Genomic DNA, 19,059 nt, shown 5'->3' on the forward strand with positions numbered 1-19,059 from the left:
TTTGATGAAATTTACAAGTAAAAAAAATATTGAAGAAAATAAAGGAAAGTATATTATTGAATTTGAATCAGAAGAATGACAAGATATTATTGAAAAGGTAACAAAGAAGTTGAAAGCCCGTTTACAAATACCAGGTTTTCGTAAAGGCAAAGTACCAGAAGCGATGGTAGAAAAATATTTAAGTGAAGCAGAAATTTTAAATAAAGCTCATAATATTGCAGCTGATAAAGCGTGACAATTTGCTTTATTACGAAATGATCCATTGCAACCTTTTAATCAGCCAAGTTGAAATATTGATACTTTGTCAATGGCAAAATATATTATTTCTTTTGAATTTGATTTAAAACCGGAAGTTAAAGTTGAAAAATATACAAATATAAAAATTGAGAAAATGGCAAATATTGTTAATGATGAGGATATTAATCAAGCACTTAGTCAGTTACAAGAAAAATCAGTTATTTTAGAAATTAAAGAAGATAAGATTACTAATGGTGATGTTGTTATTTTTGATTTTGAAGGGTTTAAAGATGGCGAACCTTTTGCTGGTGGAAAAGCTGAAAATTTTAGTTTAGAAATTGGTTCAAAAAAGTTTATTCCTGGTTTTGAAGAACAAATGATTGGATTGATGGCTGGTGAAGAAAAGGATTTACTTGTATCGTTTCCTAAAGATTATTTACAACCAGATTTAGCAGGAAAAGAAGTAACTTTTAAAGTTAAGATTAAAGAAGTTAAAAATAAGATTGTTCCAGAAATTAATGATGATTTGGCAAAAGATGCTAATATTGATGGTATTGAAGATTTAGCACAATTAAAAGATTATATTAAAGAAAATTTGATTAAGCAAAATGAAGAAAAAATTAAAGATGAGTTTATTAATAATTTATTATTAGAAATTTCTAAAACAGCAACGATTCATATTCCTCAATCAATTATTGATAAAGAAGTATTAAATCTTCAAGGTCAGTTTGAGGAGAAGTTAAAAGAACAAAATATTGATTTAAAACAATATTTAAAGTTAACTAAATTAACTGAATTAGATATTAAAAAAGAGTTCCGAGGCGAGGCTAAAGCAAAAATTAGTAATTATTTAATTATACAAGAAATTATGAAGCAAGAAAATATTCAAGTTAGTAATGATGAGGTAGAACAAGAAATTATTGAGTTGGCTAAGTTTTATAAGATGACACCAGAAGAAGCTAAAGAAAAAATTATGGATACTAGTATTGTTGAAGAAGGTTTAAAACATCGTAGGATATTAAATTTTCTTTATGAGAATAATGGATAAAATAGATTTAGCACTTTAATATTGCAAGTGCTAAATTTTTATTATATAATTAAGTAAATCTGTTTTATGGAGGTATCATAATGATAGATAAAGAACAAATAAAGTCTTTGGAAAATATTCCGGTTTTGGTTACACGAGGTAGTTATATTTATCCCGGATTTGAGCAGGTTTTAGAAATTGGTCGTAATAAATCATTAAAGACTATTGAAGTGGCTAAGGATAATTTTGATAATCAAGTTATTTTAGTATCACAAAAAAAACCTTTAGATGATGAACCAACAATTGATGAAATATTTGATGTTGGAGTTATTGCTAATTTAAAAATAAAAAAAGTTTGAGAAGAAGGTTCGTTTACGGTTAATTTTAAGTCACTTAATCGGGTTAAATTACTGAATTTAAAAGATAATGGTACTTATTATGAAAGTGATATTGAGGTTTTAGAATCAAATCATGAAGGTAGTGTTGAAGAATTAGTTCAAAAAATTACTAATAATTTAACAGGATTATTGGAAATGCAAGAAGGTCTTCCTGAAGATGTCTTACAAGAGATTAAGGTAAATATTAATAGTAGTCCTGGAGAAGTAATTGATACATTAGCACAGTTTTTACCTTTTTTACCGTTAGATAAAAAACAAGCTATTTTAGAAGAGTTGAATGTTGAACAACGCTTGAATCTTTTAGTTGATAATGTTAATAGTCGCAAGCAAACTGGTGAAATTGATCAAAATATTTCTGAAAGAATTAAAGTTAGAATTGATGAACAGCAAAAGAAATTTTATTTACGAGAAAAACTTGAAGCAATTAAAGAAGAATTAGGTGAAATTGATGACGATAGTAATGAGATGAAGAAATATTTAGATCGTCTTCAAAAAGAACCATTTCCTGAGAATATTAAAGTTCGTGTTAAGGAAGAAATTAATCGTTATGAAATGATGCCACAAGCATCAAGTGAAGCTAATATTATTAGAACATACATTGATTGGGTAATGGCGATTCCTTGACATAAAGAAAAGGAAGAAATTGAGGATTTACCATTTGCTTTACAAACTTTAGATAAATATCATTATGGTTTGGAAAAAGTTAAAGAACGAATTATTGAACATTTAGCTGTTAAACAAATGACTAAATCATTAAAAGGGCAAATTATTTGTTTAGTAGGTCCTCCCGGAGTAGGAAAAACTTCACTTGCTAAGTCAATTGCTGAAGCAACAGGAAGAAGTTTTGTGAAGTTATCATTAGGTGGTGTTCGTGATGAATCAGAAATTCGTGGTCATCGAAAAACATATATTGGTTCAATGCCAGGAAGAATAATCCAATCAATGAAACGAGCTAAAAGTATTAATCCTTTATTTTTGCTTGATGAAATTGATAAGATGGCTAATGATTATCGTGGTGACCCTGCTAGTGCGATGTTGGAAGTATTAGACCCAGAACAAAATTTTGAGTTTTCTGATCATTACTTAGAAGAAAATTATGATTTATCAAAAGTAATGTTTATTGCTACGGCTAACTATATGGAAGATATTCCCGAACCATTATTAGACCGAATGGAAATTATTCAATTATCATCTTACACAGAAATTGAAAAAATGGAAATTGCTAAAAATCATTTAATTGCTAAAGTATTGCAAGGTAATGGTTTAAATGAGCAGTTATTAAAATTTGAAGATGGTGCAATTAAAGAAATTATTAAATATTATACTCGTGAAGCTGGTGTACGACAGTTAGAGCGATATTTGCATCAAATTGCGAGAAAGTTTATTGTTCGTTATTTAGCTAAACATTTAAGTGATGAATTAGTGAATATTGAAAAGGTTAAGCAATATCTAGGTAAACATAAGTTTGAATATACTGAAAAAGAAGGAACAGCCCAAATTGGTGTTGCTACTGGTTTAGCATATACTGCTTTTGGTGGCGATATTCTTTCAATGGAAGTAAATTTCTTTTCAGGTAAAGGACAGTTAGTTTTAACAGGAACTTTAGGTGATGTTATGAAGGAATCAGCAAATATTGCTTTGGATTATTTAAAAGCTAATAGTAAGAAGTTTAATATTGATTCCAAGTTTTTTAGTAATAATGATATTCATATTCATGTTCCTGAAGGGGCAGTACCTAAAGATGGACCTTCAGCGGGGATTACAATAACAACAGCAATAATTTCTGCTTTAACTAAAAGACCTGTATCTAGTGATGTTGGAATGACTGGGGAAATAACTTTACGAGGGAATGTTTTACCGATTGGTGGTTTAAAAGAAAAATCAATTTCTGCTCATCGCAGTGGGATTAGTACAATTTTAATACCTGATAAAAATATGAAAGATTTAGATGATATTCCTAACGAGGTGTTAAATGAATTAAAAATTATTCCGATTAAACATTATGAAGAAGTATATGACTTTATTTTTAATTCTAATTCAACAATAACATCCACTGATGTTATTACTGATGCTGTAGCAGTTGCTGCTTAATTATGAAGATAATTAATACTATGAAGAAATTCTTTATAGTATTTTTTTATATTCGCTGAATTATACTTGTAAGTGCAAGTAAATAAAATTGCAAAAGATTTCATATAAAAATTTCATGATGCTAAGTTTATTTTAGAAAAAGTAAATTTAAGGAGTTTTTATATGGGATACAAACATCTTGGCATAGATGAAAGAATTTATATTGAGAATCAATTGAAATTTAAAGTAAAAATTAGTGAAATAGCTAAAAATCTTAATCGAAATATTAGTACTATTAATCGAGAAGTTAATAGAAATAAAGATAATAATCATTATTTTTCATTAATTGCACAAAATAAAGCAGAAAATAGAAAACAATTACATGTTTATTTTCATAAATTTAAAAATAGAGAATTAGTAAAATATGTACAACAAAAATTATTATTAGGTTGATCGCCTGAACAAATTTATGGCAGAATTAAAAATTTTCATCAAGAATGAATTATTAGTTTTAAAACAATTTACAATTGAATTTATTCTGGATTACTTGAAAAGGTTACTAGTAAAAATTTAAGAAGAAAAGGTAAGAAACGAAAATCTCAAGAAAATCGGGGTAAATTTAATGGTAAATCCATTAAAGAACGAAATATTAATAATCGCATAACTCTTGGCCATTGAGAAGGTGATACTGTAGTATCATCACGAGGTAAAAGTAAATCATGTTTAATAACTTTAGTTGAAAGAACATCAAGATTTACTTTAGCAATATTAGTTGAAAATAGAACTACTAAAGTTATTAACAAAAATATTAGTCATTATTTATCAATTCTTCCAAATAATCTTGTTAAGACTATAACATTTGATAGGGGTAAAGAATTTGCTAATTGACAACAACTTGAAAAAAATTTAAATGTGAAAATTTATTTTGCTGATGCATATTCACCTTGACAAAGAGGTACTAATGAAAATACTAATGGTTTAATTAGAGAAAAATTTCCTAAAAAATTTAATTTTTCAAACACTAATAAAAATGCAGTTCATAAATTTATATTGTCTTTAAACCAAAGACCAAGAAAAATACTAAATTATCTTTCGCCAATCGAATATTTGGTTAGAAAAATAATTTAGTTGCACTTAACTTTACAATTTGGCATTTCTGATTATTTTTAAAAAATATTTTAAAAATAAATGTGAGTTAGTTATTTTTATTGTAAGATTACTTTATAAATAAATAAAAATATTTTTTATAAGGTTAATTGCATTAATGTAATTATTAAAAGGGAATTTAGTGTGATTCTAAAACTGTCCCAGCAACTGTAATATTGACATTAATTATATAAGTCATTGAAAAGTTATTTTTGAGAAGGCATAATTAGTGGTTGAAATTAAGTCAGGAGACCTACCTTAGAAAAAATTATTTAATTCTCCTGGGGATGGGTTATTAAAAAATGATTTTAATTTAACTACTTTTAAAATTTATTTTTTAATCTTAAACCATCATCACCTAGTGGTGGTTTTTGTTTATAGTCAGGAGGCAATGATGAAATTAAATATTTTTAAATCAACAGTAGTTAGCATTGAAGAAGATAGTTATTGTGTTAAAAAACTGGTTTTATTATCATTTTTAACAGCAATGGTTATTTGTATAAAATTTTTATTAGGTAATATTGCGGGTGTAGAATTAGTATCATTTTTGCTGTGCTTGTATACCCTTTATTTTTCTTTACGAGATAGTATTTTTATTGTTACTATTTTTAATTTGTCAATAATGTTATTATATGGTTTTAGTGCTTGAAATTTAGTATATTGATTAATATTTCCTTTTGATATTTTAGTTATTAAAATTTTGAAAAAACAAATTAATAATCGTTATAGTTTTGGTGTTATTGTTGGAACATTAAGTTTTTTAATTATGTTCTGATATTTTCTTAGCGATTTGTTATTTTTTGATTTAACATATGCCGTTGTCGGTTTAATATCAGCATTACCGATGGCATTAATGGGATTTGTTACTAATTTCTTAGTGTCATTATGACTGTTTAATCCTTTAAATAAGTTATTTAATGTTAATATGCGTTTAATGTCGCAAAACTATTTATCAGTTAACATTAAAGATAATATTAATGTTATTAGTGCTTTTTTAACAGTAACATTTTCAGTAAGTATTTTTGTAATCATATCGTTAATAATGCTTAATAATCATCAATTTATAAAATGATCGCAAAATGTTAAGAATATTTTAACTAATGATAAATCGTTAAATAATAGTTATGACTATGCGTTTAAGCAAGGATTATTAACTAGTGAAGATTATTTTACTTTTTATCACAGTTTAGCATCTCATCAGTGTGGGATTGTTGCTATTTATGATAAAAATAATATTTTTAAGGCACGAATCAATAATTGTAGTGAAAATTATAAGACATTACAAAATATTATTTTTGATAAAAATATAATGACAACACCAAATCAGTTTTATTTTAATGATGTTAGTTCTAAATCCAATAAACATTATGGTCGTTTTGTTAGTGACTTATGAGCTTTAAAAGATGGAAAATGACAAAAAATTAATTCTGGGAATACTTGCCCTTTTATTTTTACTAAGGATATTAAAAGTGCCTATGGAGTTATGGATACTAAACTTAAAAATAAGGAAATTTATCAATTATCATATAACTATAATAACGAAGAAAAGTTTTTGGAAGGGAAATGTCATTACTAATGATTAATAGCATTAATTATTATCCAAAAAATTCTTTAATTCATAACTGAGATCCCCGAGTTAAATTAATTGTTATTTTACTTTTAATGATTATTTCGTTATTTAAAATTAAGTTTAGTGGGTTACTAGTATTAATGATAATATTTTTAATATTATTTATTAGTTCGCAATTACCATTATTTTTCTTAATTAAACCATTATGAAAAATGGCTTTACTTTTTTTATTAATATTAGTCATTTCTAGTTTTGTTATTCAAATATCTTTACCGGATGCTAATGATGCTAATGAGCAGTTTAACTTATTAAAGTGAGGTCATCAAAATAATTATTTTTCAATAAAGTCCTTAAATATTATTAGTGAATATGACTTTTTAACGGAATTAAATAAAGAAGAACAATTACAATGAATTCAAGCAACATTACGAAGAGAACGAATTCATAGTGAAATGTTAGAAACAGTAAATGATATGCGATTAGGTTTAATATTTCGTTGAAACATTTTTGCTTTTTCTTATCAGACAATTTTTAAATCACTATATATTGTTAGTAAACTTTATTTAGTTATGAATTGGTCATTATTGTTAATCAGAACGACTAAATTAGAAGTATTACTTAATAGTTTAGAAGACCTTTTAAAACCGTTAAAATATTGTAAAATTAAAGTTAATGCTCTCGCTATTGGCTTGACTATTACGCTTAATGCTTTACCATTGCTAATGAGAGAGGCTAAAACTAATTTATTAGCCCAAGTTTGTCGAGGCAGTGATATTAGCGGTTCTTGATGACAAAAGTTAACCATAATTAAAGCTTTTATTATTCCAATGTTTAATAGTAGTTTTATCCGTGCTGATAATTTAGGAACAGCAATGTATACTCGTGGGTATAAAACTACTATTAAAAGAACAAGATATTATCAATATAAAATTCGGTGATGAGATATAAGTTTATTTTTAATCGTGTTAACTTTAATTGTTATCTTAATAATATTTTTATTTTTCAAATCAACATTTATGTTAATGTTTAATATTACAACAATTACTTTTATATTTGATAAATATATTTAATAAGGAAATTCTAAATAATGAAAAAATTTTGTTTAATTAAAACTTTCTCGCTTTTGTTAATTTTAAATCCGCTATTTTTAGATGGATGTAATGCTTTACAAATGCCATTTAAAAATCAACAATATGATTTTTGCGTATTTTATCTTTATCAAGATAAATTGCTACCCGTTGGTGATAATTATGAACAAAATCATTGAATTAATTTAGAAAAAGGAAATAAAATTGTCATTAAGGTGGATAAGGATATTACTTTAGATGAATTTGTTAAAAATATTGAGATTAATGATAGGGCTAGGGTTTCTGGTTTTGAAGGAGCAATTGTTAATGAAGTTATTGAAAAAATATTATGGGAAAAATCTGGTGACCTTTATCAATCAGCATCATTTTTAACGCAGGATTCTTGAATTAATAATTATCCAACAACTAATAAGACAAGATGAGATGATATTTTATGTCATAGTAATGTTTTTAATCCTTTAGGAGAAATTTTATATCAAGAGTCAAAAAGCAAAGCAAGTTATGAGTTGTGAATTCAAGATTGAAAAGAACAGAACAAATGTGCTAACAATAAAGCATATAATAGTAAAATTTGATGGGACCCTACTAATGAATTTGGAAATATTTTAGATACTTCAAAGCAGAAAATCATTTTTGAAGCTTTTAATGAAAATTTATCACAAAGAAATGATTTTATGAAAATTCCGCTTTCTTTAGTTCTTTCGGGAGCATTTCAAATTAAGAAACAATTACCAAAGCAATTTGTTCTTGAAATTAATCCTCAAACATTGTGACGCGAAGAACAAAAAGCACCTTTAGTTCATTGAGGGTTTTATTTCATATTAAAGAATATTAAAACTGTAAATAATAAAAAAGTTACTAATTATGAGTTGCAAAATCTTATTCCTCATATTTCTAAACTAAAATATTATCATCAAACTTTAGAATATTTGCACAGTCGAAATTGAATTTCTTGAAATGAACAATTAGCGTTACGATAGGAAATATGTTCCCCGCTAGTGTTATTTGAATTTATACGCTAAGTAATTATTATCAGTTTTATCATCAGTTTTATATATAAGAGTCATTTTCTTTTTTCTATTTAGTGATATAATGAAACTAATAATTATTGTGTATGAAAATAAATAATCGGGGGTCTAAAATGATATGAAAAGATTATTTAAAATATTAGGAACGATTGCTTGTAATAGTAGTGTAATAATAAATTTTATCGCTTGTAGTTCTAGTGATAGGCTGACAACACCAGCAACAAAATCATTACATTTAAACAAATTAGATATAAATATGCCAAATTGTAAAGTTAAGTGCAACTAAATTATTTTTCTAACCAAATATTCGATTGGCGAAAGATAATTTAGTATTTTTCTTGGTCTTTGGTTTAAAGACAATATAAATTTATGAACTGCATTTTTAGTAGTGTTTGAAAAATTAAATTTTTTAGGAAATTTTTCTCTAATTAAACCATTAGTATTTTCATTAGTACCTCTTTGTCAAGGTGAATATGCATCAGCAAAATAAATTTTCACATTTAAATTTTTTTCAAGTTGTTGTCAATTAGCAAATTCTTTACCCCTATCAAATGTTATAGTCTTAACAAGATTATTTGGAAGAATTGATAAATAATGACTAATATTTTTGTTAATAACTTTAGTAGTTCTATTTTCAACTAATATTGCTAAAGTAAATCTTGATGTTCTTTCAACTAAAGTTATTAAACATGATTTACTTTTACCTCGTGATGATACTACAGTATCACCTTCTCAATGGCCAAGAGTTATGCGATTATTAACATTTCGTTCTTTAATGGATTTACCATTAAATTTACCCCGATTTTCTTGAGATTTTCGTTTCTTACCTTTTCTTCTTAAATTTTTACTAGTAACCTTTTCAAGTAATCCAGAATAAATTCAATTGTAAATTGTTTTAAAACTAATAATTCATTCTTGATGAAAATTTTTAATTCTGCCATAAATTTGTTCAGGCGATCAACCTAATAATAATTTTTGTTGTACATATTTTACTAATTCTCTATTTTTAAATTTATGAAAATAAACATGTAATTGTTTTCTATTTTCTGCTTTATTTTGTGCAATTAATGAAAAATAATGATTATTATCTTTATTTCTATTAACTTCTCGATTAATAGTACTAATACTTCGATTAAGATTTTTAGCTATTTCACTAATTTTTACTTTAAATTTCAATTGATTCTCAATATAAATTCTTTCATCTATGCCAAGATGTTTGTATCCCATATAAAAACTCCTTAAATTTACTTTTTCTAAAATAAACTTAGCATCATGAAATTTTTATATGAAATCTTTTGCAATTTTATTTACTTGCACTTACAAGTATAATTCAGCAAAAGAAAAAATAGTCATTTACTATAAATTATTTCAATATGCAAATTAAGTATATATTTCTTATGTATGATTTTTGTTGTAAAAAATTATTTTAATGTTGTTTTTATAAGCATTTTACTTAGTTTTTATAACCTTTTATTAAGAATATGTTTGTTAATATTAAATATTTTGTTTTATTAATTATTTTTCAAGTAAAAAGGTAATAAATTTTTAGTTGCTTTTCTTTCAAAATTATTCAAATCTTTACCCACCTAACAAAACTTTATGCGCCCTTCAGTTTATTGAATATTAAAATTTGTTAAAGTTACTATCAAGAAAGGCAATTTATTATGTTAAAAATTAATAATAATGTAAAAACCTCAGAAAACAAGCATTGGTTTAGTTTATTTACAACCCATAAAAATATGTACACTGATAAATGCGAGCAATTAGCTAATGAATATGAAAAATTAGATGAATACTTATATAATATCATTATCGATTAAAGCAAGGTTATAAAATAGTTCATTTTGCTTTAAGGACAATTATTACAATTTTTGGCAATGTTACTTTTAAACGACGTCGATATAAATATTGAAATCAAAAATCAGGTAAATTCGAATATGTATGTTTATTAGATAAAGAAATTGGTTTATTGCCGAAACAACGCATTTATTTTGATGTTCAATTTAAAGTTTTAAGTCTTTTGGGCGATGGTAAATGATACCGCGATGTCTTAGATGCTCTAAATCATTGTTATATTTCAAAAGCTAGTATTTCAAGTATTTTAAATAAATATGATATTGATGAATATTTTCAATTAGCAGAAAAAGAAACTAAAACTAGAATTAATGTCAAAAATAAGGATTTATATATTCAACTAGATGAGACATTTTTAGCAACATTAGATAATAAAATTAAACAAGACCAAAGAATTCGTTTAGTTACTTTTCATACCGGACATAAAGAAAAAAAGTACAAAAATTCTCGTAGAGAATTAGAAAATAAACGGGGTCATTTTCTAATGTTAAAAGTTAATAAACGAATAAATACGATGGATTATCGTGATTTATTAATTAAAGAATTGCAAAAACATTATGTGAATATTAATTATAACAAAATAATTGTTTGTGGCGATGGTGCTACTTGAATTAGAGAAATTGCCAATAGTTTTGGTAATGTTAGATATATTTTGGATGGTTATCATGCTGTTAAAAAATTAAAACAAACTGTATTTAATATTATTTTTGAAAATCGTAAAGTAACACTAAATAGTTGAATTGAATTATATAAAAATGGAAATCATCAAGAATTGGTAAAAAACATTCGTAATGTTGCTAAAAATGAATTAAATAAAGATATTAAAACAAATTTAAGAAAGGCGAGTAATTATTTCAAAAACAATAAGCACGGTATTCATAACCAAAATTTAGAATGAAATATCGGTTGTAGCATTGAAAGTGATGTATCGCATTTGGTAAAACAACAATTAGGCTATGGAGCAAAAATATATAATCATAAGAATTTAAATAACTTATTACATTTAAGAATGGCAAATTTAAACAAATTAAATGTATTACATTACATTAATGAAAATATTAATTCAGAAATAGAAATCAGAAAAGAAATATATAAAAATTCATTATGAAATAAATATAATAAGAAAAATGATGATAGTTGAATTAATTATAAAGGTAATGCTGTAACAAATAAATACAATAGATTTAAGTAAGTAAAAATATTAGTTAAAATTAAAAAAAATTTAATAAAATTAATAATTGGGCGCATAAAGTTTTGTTAGGTGGGTAAAGATTTGAATAATTTTGAAAGAAAAGCAACTAAAAATTTATTACCTTTTTACTTGAAAAATAATTAATAAAACAAAATATTTAATATTAACAAACATATTCTTAATAAAAGGTTATAAAAACTAAGTAAAATGCTTATAAAAACAACATTAAAATAATTTTTTACAACAAAAATCATACATAAGAAATATATACTTAATTTGCATATTGAAATAATTTATAGTAAATGACTATTTTTTCTTTTTTAAAAAATACCTAAGAAAACTAAACGCGACCTTAATAATTTTTTATTGTGTAAAAATTTAATAATATGATAAAATAATGATGAATAAAAATGACAATAGCAAGAAAGGCAGGGTTAGTTTAGTAATTAAATAATATAATTAGCTGATTGTTTTACTTCTTCAAAGCAATACCTAAGAAAACTAAACGCGACCCTGTTAAGTAAACTTACTTGACATATATATCGATTAACGATATTATTAATTATGGTTTAAAAAGATAACTAAACCAATAATAGTGAGAGGAGTACTTATATTTTATGGTTAAATTAAGACTGAAAAGGATGGGAAAAACTAAACAACCTTTTTATCGTATTGTTGCTATTGATTCTCGTATTAAAAGAGACGGTGAATATATTGAATTAATTGGAACATATGATTCTTTAAATGATTCGTTAAAAATTAATAAAGAATTAGCTTTAAAGTGATTAACCGTTGGTGCTCAACCAACTGAAACAGTTCGTAGTTTATTTGCAAAAGAAAAAATTATGCAGGCATTTCATGAATTACGACAAAAAAATAAAGCAAAGAAATCAACAGCAGAGAAAAAAGTGATTAAAAAAGAAGTTTTAGCTAAGGAAGTTAAAAACAAAGTAAATGATGATAAAAGTAGTAATTCTAAATCAACAGTTAAAGTTTCAAAAGAAGCAAAGGTTATTGATGAAAAAAATTCGAGAGAATAAATGGAGTTAGCTAATGATGAATTACATTAATACTGTTAAAATATTAATTAGTCCAATTGTTAAAGATATTAATAATATTCAAATTAGAATGTTAAATGAAAATGACAATGAATTAGAAATTCTTATTATGACTAGTGATAGTGATTTGGCAAGATTAATCGGTAAAAAAGGATTAATTATTGATTCGATTCGTCGTTTAGTTAATGTTAAGGCATCAAGAGAGCAAAAAAGAATTAAAGTATCTTTAGAGGCTTTTAACGAATAATGAAGTTTGTTAAAATTGGTAAGGTTATTAATACTCATGCTTTAAAGGGCGAAGTAAAGATTAGATGTTTAATGCCTAAATATGAGCGATTCTTTGATGCTAATCATGATATATATTTTTATGATTCTAATAATTATACTTATGAAATATTAACGGTTGTTAGTTCTAGAAGTCATAAAGGTGATCTTTTAGTTAAATTTAAAAATTATGATTATATTAATGACATTTTATTTTTAAAGACTCAAGATTTATTTCAACTTAGTAATAATCCTCATTTAGTAAATGATGATGAAGTTGAAAACTATATTGGATTACAAGTTATCAATGTTGATGATAATTCACTTATTGGTGAAGTGATTGATTACTTTATTACTAAAGCGCACGGTGTTTTTGTTATTCAAACAGTTATTGGTGAACAAAAAATGTTGGCCGATGTTTCACAGTTTATTATGAATATTCTTTGAGAACAAAATACTGTTTATGTTAAGTTAATTAATAATTGATAAATTATAAAGGAGGCAAGAAATTAATGACAACAATTCAAATTATCACTTTATTTCCCGAACTCTTTGTTAGTTTTATTAATACATCAATTATTAAGAATGCTGTTAAGAAAGAAAAAGTAAAGTTTAATATCATTAATCTTCGTGATTTTGCTATTGATAAGCATCAACAAGTTGATGATTATCAATATGGTGGTGGTAATGGGATGGTATTAATGGCACCGATTATAGTTGCAGCGATAAATTATGCTCGTGAGCAAATCCCTAATAGTCAAGTGATTTTATTATCGCCACAAGGAAAAACATTTAAACAGGATATTGCTAGTGCAATGGCTAGTAGTAATAATTCATTAATTTTAGTTTGTGGTCATTACGAAGGTTTTGATGAAAGAATTAGAGATTTTGTTGATATGGAAATATCTATTGGTGATTATGTTCTTAGTGCTGGTGAAATTGCCAGTATGGTTATAAGTGATGCTGTTATTCGCTTATTACCAGGTGTTATTCAAGAAGCATCACATCAAAATGATTCATTTACTAATAAGTATTTAGATTATCCTGTATTTACTAAACCATTAGTTTTTAATAATCAGCAAGTTCCTGATGTCTTATTATCAGGTCATCATAAAAATATTGATATTTGAAGAAAAGAACAAGCGTTTTATAATACATATAAAAAGCGACCAGATTTGATTGACTTAAATCAATTAACACCACAAGAGCAAATTTGAATTGCTGAATTAGAAAAAGATAAAAAATAAATAATAATGGAAGGAGCAATTGTTATGAATATGCAATTAGATCGACAAATTACTGAACAACAACTTCGTACTGATATTCCAAAATTTAAATCTGGCGATACAGTAAGTGTTGCTGTTGAAATTAATGAAGGTAACAAAAAACGAACACAAGTTTTTACTGGTTTAGTTTTAAAGCGTCAAGGGTCAGGTATTAGTTCTAGTTTTACTGTAAGAAAACTTACTGGTAGTACTAGTGTTGAAAGAACTTTCCCTTTACATTCACCGCTAATAAATAAAATTGAAGTTTTAAAAATTGGTCGTGTTAGAAGAGCGAAGTTATACTATATGCGTGATCTTATTGGTAAAGCTGCAAGAATTAAAGAAGTAGTTAGTTCTAATAAGAGAAATAAGGGATAATAATTAATAAAGGTAAAGGTAGAATTTGCCTTTATTTTTCAATTAAGGAGACATATTAATGGAAAAGTTAAATATTAATTGATTTCCAGGTCATATGGCAAAAGCTATTCGCTTGATGAAAGAAAAATTAGCATTAGTTGATTTAGTAATTGAACTTCGCGATGCGCGAGCCATTAACTCTAGTATTAATCCAATTATTCAAGAATTATTTAAAAATAAACCACGAATTATTATTTTGAATAAAAAAGATTTAAGTGATATGAAAGTAAATCAAGAATGAATGGCATTTTTAAAAAAAGACCCGTTAGTTAAAGTAGTATTAACTAATTTATTAGTTGATCAACCCAAAAATGAAATTATTTTATTAATTAATCAATTATTGAAAGATAAAATTAATCATCAAAAATCTCGTGGCATTCCAAATTGACAAATTAAGGTGATGATTATTGGGATTCCTAATGTCGGCAAATCACGGTTAATTAATAATTTAGTTAAAAGAAAAGTAAGTAATGTTGCTAATCAACCAGGAGTTACGAGAGGGATTCAATGAGTCAAGTTAGCGCAAAATATTCATTTACTAGACACGCCGGGAATTTTATGACCTAAACTTGATGATCCACTAGTGGCAATGCATTTGTCATTAATTGGAGCTATTAAAGAGCAATTATTACCATTTATTGATATTAGTTATTATGCGTTTAATTTTTTAGCAAAGTATTATCCTCATATTTTAAAGGAACATTATGCGCTTATTATTCAGTGAAAACAAGATATGCAAACTAAAGAAATGGATTATTATTTTTTGCAAATGGCGAAAGCAAATAATGTATTAGGTTTTTCTGAACAACAAATTATTCAAATGATGACAAATTTTTATTTTGCTTTTACAAAAGGAACAATTAAAAATATTTCCTGAGAAAGACCGAAATAATAATGGGGGCGTATTAAATAAATATTGATATTATAATTTTGTTTTTGGATTTTTGCAAATATGTAAGTAAGAATATTAAATATATAACACAGTATTGTGCCGCTAGTATTTTTTATTTAAATTATAGAAGTAGCTATTTTTGATATTTTAATTTTTAGAGATGAAACAGAAACTAAATGAAAAGAAAAATTTAATAGCGATGTTCATTTATTAATTAAAAATATGAAAAAATTCGTTGTAAATTTGAATTAAAAACAAAATTAAATAATAAAGTAATTTTAAAAATATTAATTTTTAATTTATAGTAATGATAAAATTAAAATAGAATAAATATTTAAAATAGTCCTTTAAAGTACTATTTTTTATTTGTCAAAATAGAAATAAATAATAAAAAAGGGGTTGCATTGTTTAGAAATATTTTTATTATTCAATTGCTGGAATTTAGTGTGGAGATTATAGTAAAAAAGGAGAGATATCATATTATATATGTTAATAAAAATAAATATTTTGTTAAAGGAAATTACTTATTTAATAACAAAATATAATAACAGGAGGTTCATAATAATTATGGAAAAAGTATTATTATATTTTGCTATCAAATACGATGGTAATTGAGATAAAGTATATGAAGCATTGGATAAAAAGGAAAAAATTGCGTTGGAAGAATTACAAAATATTGAAGATAAAATTACTTGCCAATATTTAACAATTTTAAGTTCACAATATCCGGCTGGTTTAAAAACAATTTACAAACCACCGTTTGTAATTTTTTATGAAGGAAATATTGATTTATTAAAATATTCTCAAAAAATTATTGCTATTACAGGTTCACATTATCCTAATGTTTATATTAAAAAAGTTGCTAACGATATGGTTCAGCAATTAGTTAATCATCAAAAAATTTTAATGACTTCATTTAATGCTGGGGTTGAAATATTAGTTCATCAATTAATTAAAGAAAATAGTATTTCTGGAAATAGTGTGGTTATTATTAATGATAGTAATAATTATGATGCAAACCAACAAGAATTGCTTTTGTATCTTAAAAGATATCATTTAGTAATTAGTGAATATCCGCTTCATATGACAAGAGAAAATATTAGTCCAATTGATAGTAATGTTCAAAGAATCTTATTAGGATTATCAAAAGCATTATTGGTATTACCGTTTGCTGATGAAAAAATTATTCATTCATTAGTAGATAGTGCTTTTAATGAAAATAAAGATGTTTTTGCAGTTCCTAATCAAATTTATGAGAACTTTGCTACTAATAATCTTATTAAAAATAGTGCTAAATTAGTGCAAACTATTGATGATATTTTATAAACTTGATAAAGTCTTTAAAATGTACTAAAATATTGCTGTATTTATAAAAATGTTGAGAATCAAAAGATTCTTTTAAGGAGTAAAGTGTTATGAGTAAAAATGTTGTTATTATGGAGTCGCCAACGAAAACTAAAGCGGTACAAAAGTATCTTGGAGATGATTATACTGTTGTTTCTTCCGAGGGACATATTACCAATTTAGCGAATAAAGGTGAATATTATTTAGGGATTGACTTAGAAACATTTATTCCATATTATCGAATTGAAACTAAGAAAAAGCCACTTGTTAAGAAATTACAAGGTTTAGTAAAAGATGCCGATAAAATTTTTCTGGCAACTGATCCCGATCGTGAAGGAGAAGCAATTTCATATCATTTAAATGAAGTTTTAAAAATTCAAAGTAAATCCGTTCGGGTGAGTTTTAATGAAATTACTAAAGATATTGTTATTGAAGCATTTAAAGTACCAAGAGAGTTAGATATGAATTTAGTTCATTCACAAGAAGCAAGAAGAATGATTGATCGGATGATTGGTTTTCGGTTAAGTAAGTTATTGCAAAAGAAAATTCGTTCAAAATCAGCAGGAAGAGTTCAGTCAGTAGCTTTAAAACTTCTTGTGTTGCGAGAAAAAGAACATCAAATTTTTATTCCCGAACAATATTGAACAATTGAAGCTTATTGAAAGCAACATATTTTAAAATTAACAAAATATTTAAATAAAAATATTGAGATTAAAACTGAAGCAGATTCTCAAAATATTATTAAAAATTTAAGTAGTAAATATAAAGTTATTGATATTCAAGAAAAACCTTGAATTAGACAAGCAAATAATCCTTATACTACTTCAACAATGTTACAGGATGGGTCATCACGATTAAATTTTGCTGCTAATAAAACATCTTTATTAGCACAACAATTATATGAAGGAATTGATATTGATGGATTGCTAACAGGATTTATTACTTATCCAAGAACTGATTCAATTCGTTTAAGTGATAAATTTGTTAGTGATACTTTTGCTTTTATTACGGAATCATTAGGTAAAGATTATTTAGGACAAGTAAAAATTACTAAAAAGAAAAACAATGTTCAAGATGCGCATGAAGCAATTCGGCCAACAGATATTTTAATGACTCCTGAGAAGGCAAAAAATTATTTAGGTAAAGATCAATTACGACTTTATAAACTAATTTATAATCGGGCGATGGCATCATTAATGGCTCCAGCAAAAATTACGGGGAAAACTATTATTTTGGATAGTAATGATTATGAATTTCGGTTGACAGGACAAACAATTTTATTTTTAGGATTTTTAAAATATTATCAAAGTGATGAGGAAGATAATATTAGTATTAAATTACCAGCTTGAAAAATTGGCGATGTGGTAAATATTAAAGATATTAAGGCATTGCAACATTGAACTAAACCAAAACCACGATATAGTGAAGCACGATTAATTAAAACATTGGAAGAATTAGGAGTAGGGCGGCCTAGTACTTATGCTCCGATTATGAGAACTTTGCGCGAGCGAGGATATGTTTTATTTGAGAATAAGGCTTTAAAAGCTAGTGAAAAGGGAATTTTAACTAGTGATAAACTGCAAGAGTTTTTTCAAGATATTATTAGTGAATCATATACTTCACAAGTAGAATCGCAATTAGATTTAATTAGTCACGGTGAAAAAGATTATCAAGAGCTAGTTGGTTCTTTTTGAGAAAAATTTGAACCTCGTGTTGAAGAAGCTTTTGAAAAAATGACGGAAGTTGAAATTGAAAAGACGGGTATTAAATGTCCAAGATGTGATAGTGATTTAGTTTATCGATTTGGAAAGTATGGTAAATTTATTGGTTGTTCAACATTTCCAAAATGTCGTTATATTTCATCATTAAATCCAGTTAATTTAGGATTTTGTCCACAATGTATTGAAGGCGAAAAAGTTATTAAAGTTAATCGTCGTAATCAAAAATTTATTGCTTGTAGCAATTATCCTGAATGTGATTTTGTTGAATCTTATGAACAATCCAAAGATGAAACAGAAAAAGCAACATTAGATAATGGACGCATAAAGTTTTGTTAGGTAGGAAAATATTTGAATAAGTATTAAGACAGTCAGCAATGATTGTCTTTTTATTTTATAAGGTGTTAAAAGTTTGTTCTTTGAAAATTAAATACAAGTGAATTAATAATGTTGGTATGTATTAAAGCACGATAAATTGTGGGTGGTCGCGC

Annotated in this window: 17 protein-coding genes and 1 riboswitch; of the genes, 16 read left to right on the forward strand and 1 reads right to left on the reverse strand. The window is 25.5% G+C overall.

All coding sequences use genetic code 4. The annotated features are described in order from the left end of the window. Window positions 1–4: 4 nt before the first annotated feature. The 7 genes from tig to AAHN02_RS02100 all read left to right on the forward strand — a co-directional run bounded on the left by tig (window position 5) and on the right by AAHN02_RS02100 (window position 8,850). Window positions 5–1,285 carry a trigger factor gene (gene tig / locus AAHN02_RS02070; RefSeq protein WP_342189847.1) on the forward strand — a complete coding sequence of 427 codons (1,281 nt, stop codon included), beginning with the start codon at window positions 5–7 and terminating at the stop codon, window positions 1,283–1,285. An 80-nt stretch (window positions 1,286–1,365) separates the two neighbouring features. Beyond that, on the forward strand, window positions 1,366–3,753 hold the full coding sequence (gene lon / locus AAHN02_RS02075; protein WP_342278010.1) for an endopeptidase La: 2,388 nt from the start codon (window positions 1,366–1,368) through the stop codon (window positions 3,751–3,753). A 162-nt stretch (window positions 3,754–3,915) separates the two neighbouring features. Next, window positions 3,916–4,860 carry an IS30 family transposase gene (locus AAHN02_RS02080; RefSeq protein WP_342277626.1) on the forward strand — a complete coding sequence of 315 codons (945 nt, stop codon included), beginning with the start codon at window positions 3,916–3,918 and terminating at the stop codon, window positions 4,858–4,860. A gap of 104 nt (window positions 4,861–4,964) precedes the next feature. After that, a riboswitch (cobalamin riboswitch) is annotated at window positions 4,965–5,153 on the forward strand. 86 nt (window positions 5,154–5,239) lie between these two features. Continuing rightward, window positions 5,240–6,454: a hypothetical protein gene (locus tag AAHN02_RS02085; protein WP_342278011.1), complete on the forward strand. Its 1,215-nt coding sequence runs from the start codon at window positions 5,240–5,242 to the stop codon at window positions 6,452–6,454. Next, window positions 6,454–7,518, forward strand: a complete 1,065-nt coding sequence (locus AAHN02_RS02090; protein ID WP_342278012.1) for an energy-coupling factor transporter transmembrane component T — start codon at window positions 6,454–6,456, stop codon at window positions 7,516–7,518. The genes AAHN02_RS02085 and AAHN02_RS02090 overlap by 1 nt, the downstream gene beginning before the upstream one ends. A 17-nt stretch (window positions 7,519–7,535) precedes the next feature. After that, a complete protein-coding gene (locus AAHN02_RS02095; protein WP_342278013.1) occupies window positions 7,536–8,516 on the forward strand; it encodes a hypothetical protein in 981 nt (326 codons plus the stop codon). Window positions 8,517–8,682: 166 nt separating this feature from the next. Beyond that, window positions 8,683–8,850: a hypothetical protein gene (locus AAHN02_RS02100; protein WP_342278014.1), complete on the forward strand. Its 168-nt coding sequence runs from the start codon at window positions 8,683–8,685 to the stop codon at window positions 8,848–8,850. Here AAHN02_RS02100 and AAHN02_RS02105 read toward each other — a convergent pair. Continuing rightward, window positions 8,847–9,791, reverse strand: coding sequence for an IS30 family transposase (locus AAHN02_RS02105; RefSeq protein WP_338966716.1), 945 nt, complete (start codon window positions 9,789–9,791; stop codon window positions 8,847–8,849). The two genes, AAHN02_RS02100 and AAHN02_RS02105, sit on opposite strands and share 4 nt — an antisense overlap. Window positions 9,792–10,431: 640 nt before the next feature. Between AAHN02_RS02105 and AAHN02_RS02110 the strand changes: the two genes are divergently transcribed. From AAHN02_RS02110 to topA, 9 genes are all read left to right on the forward strand, one after another. Next, window positions 10,432–11,610: an Mbov_0401 family ICE element transposase-like protein gene (locus tag AAHN02_RS02110; RefSeq protein ID WP_342278179.1), complete on the forward strand. Its 1,179-nt coding sequence runs from the start codon at window positions 10,432–10,434 to the stop codon at window positions 11,608–11,610. 617 nt (window positions 11,611–12,227) lie between these two features. Further along, window positions 12,228–12,650, forward strand: coding sequence for a 30S ribosomal protein S16 (rpsP, locus tag AAHN02_RS02115; protein WP_338967267.1), 423 nt, complete (start codon window positions 12,228–12,230; stop codon window positions 12,648–12,650). Window positions 12,651–12,663: 13 nt separating this feature from the next. Next, entirely contained in the window at window positions 12,664–12,915 is a 252-nt protein-coding gene (locus AAHN02_RS02120) for a KH domain-containing protein (RefSeq protein ID WP_342189928.1), read from the forward strand. After that, entirely contained in the window at window positions 12,915–13,421 is a 507-nt protein-coding gene (gene rimM / locus AAHN02_RS02125; protein ID WP_342189927.1) for a ribosome maturation factor RimM, read from the forward strand. Before AAHN02_RS02120 ends, rimM begins: the two co-directional genes overlap by 1 nt. 23 nt (window positions 13,422–13,444) lie before the next feature. After that, a complete protein-coding gene (trmD, locus tag AAHN02_RS02130) occupies window positions 13,445–14,179 on the forward strand; it encodes a tRNA (guanosine(37)-N1)-methyltransferase TrmD (protein WP_342278015.1) in 735 nt (244 codons plus the stop codon). Window positions 14,180–14,203: 24 nt separating this feature from the next. Beyond that, on the forward strand, window positions 14,204–14,575 hold the full coding sequence (gene rplS / locus AAHN02_RS02135) for a 50S ribosomal protein L19 (RefSeq protein WP_342189925.1): 372 nt from the start codon (window positions 14,204–14,206) through the stop codon (window positions 14,573–14,575). 58 nt (window positions 14,576–14,633) lie between these two features. Then, window positions 14,634–15,506 carry a ribosome biogenesis GTPase YlqF gene (ylqF, locus tag AAHN02_RS02140; RefSeq protein ID WP_342278016.1) on the forward strand — a complete coding sequence of 291 codons (873 nt, stop codon included), beginning with the start codon at window positions 14,634–14,636 and terminating at the stop codon, window positions 15,504–15,506. A gap of 567 nt (window positions 15,507–16,073) precedes the next feature. Beyond that, on the forward strand, window positions 16,074–16,832 hold the full coding sequence (locus AAHN02_RS02145) for a DNA-processing protein DprA (protein WP_342278017.1): 759 nt from the start codon (window positions 16,074–16,076) through the stop codon (window positions 16,830–16,832). 89 nt (window positions 16,833–16,921) lie between these two features. Continuing rightward, the gene (gene topA / locus AAHN02_RS02150; protein WP_342278018.1) at window positions 16,922–18,907 is read left to right on the forward strand and encodes a type I DNA topoisomerase; all 1,986 of its coding nucleotides are present in this window, start codon (window positions 16,922–16,924) and stop codon (window positions 18,905–18,907) included. Window positions 18,908–19,059: the final 152 nt, after the last annotated feature.

Origin of the sequence: Spiroplasma endosymbiont of Nephrotoma flavescens (genome assembly GCF_964030835.1) — a bacterium.
Taxonomy (GTDB): Bacteria; Bacillota_I; Bacilli_A; order Mycoplasmatales; family Nriv7; genus Nriv7.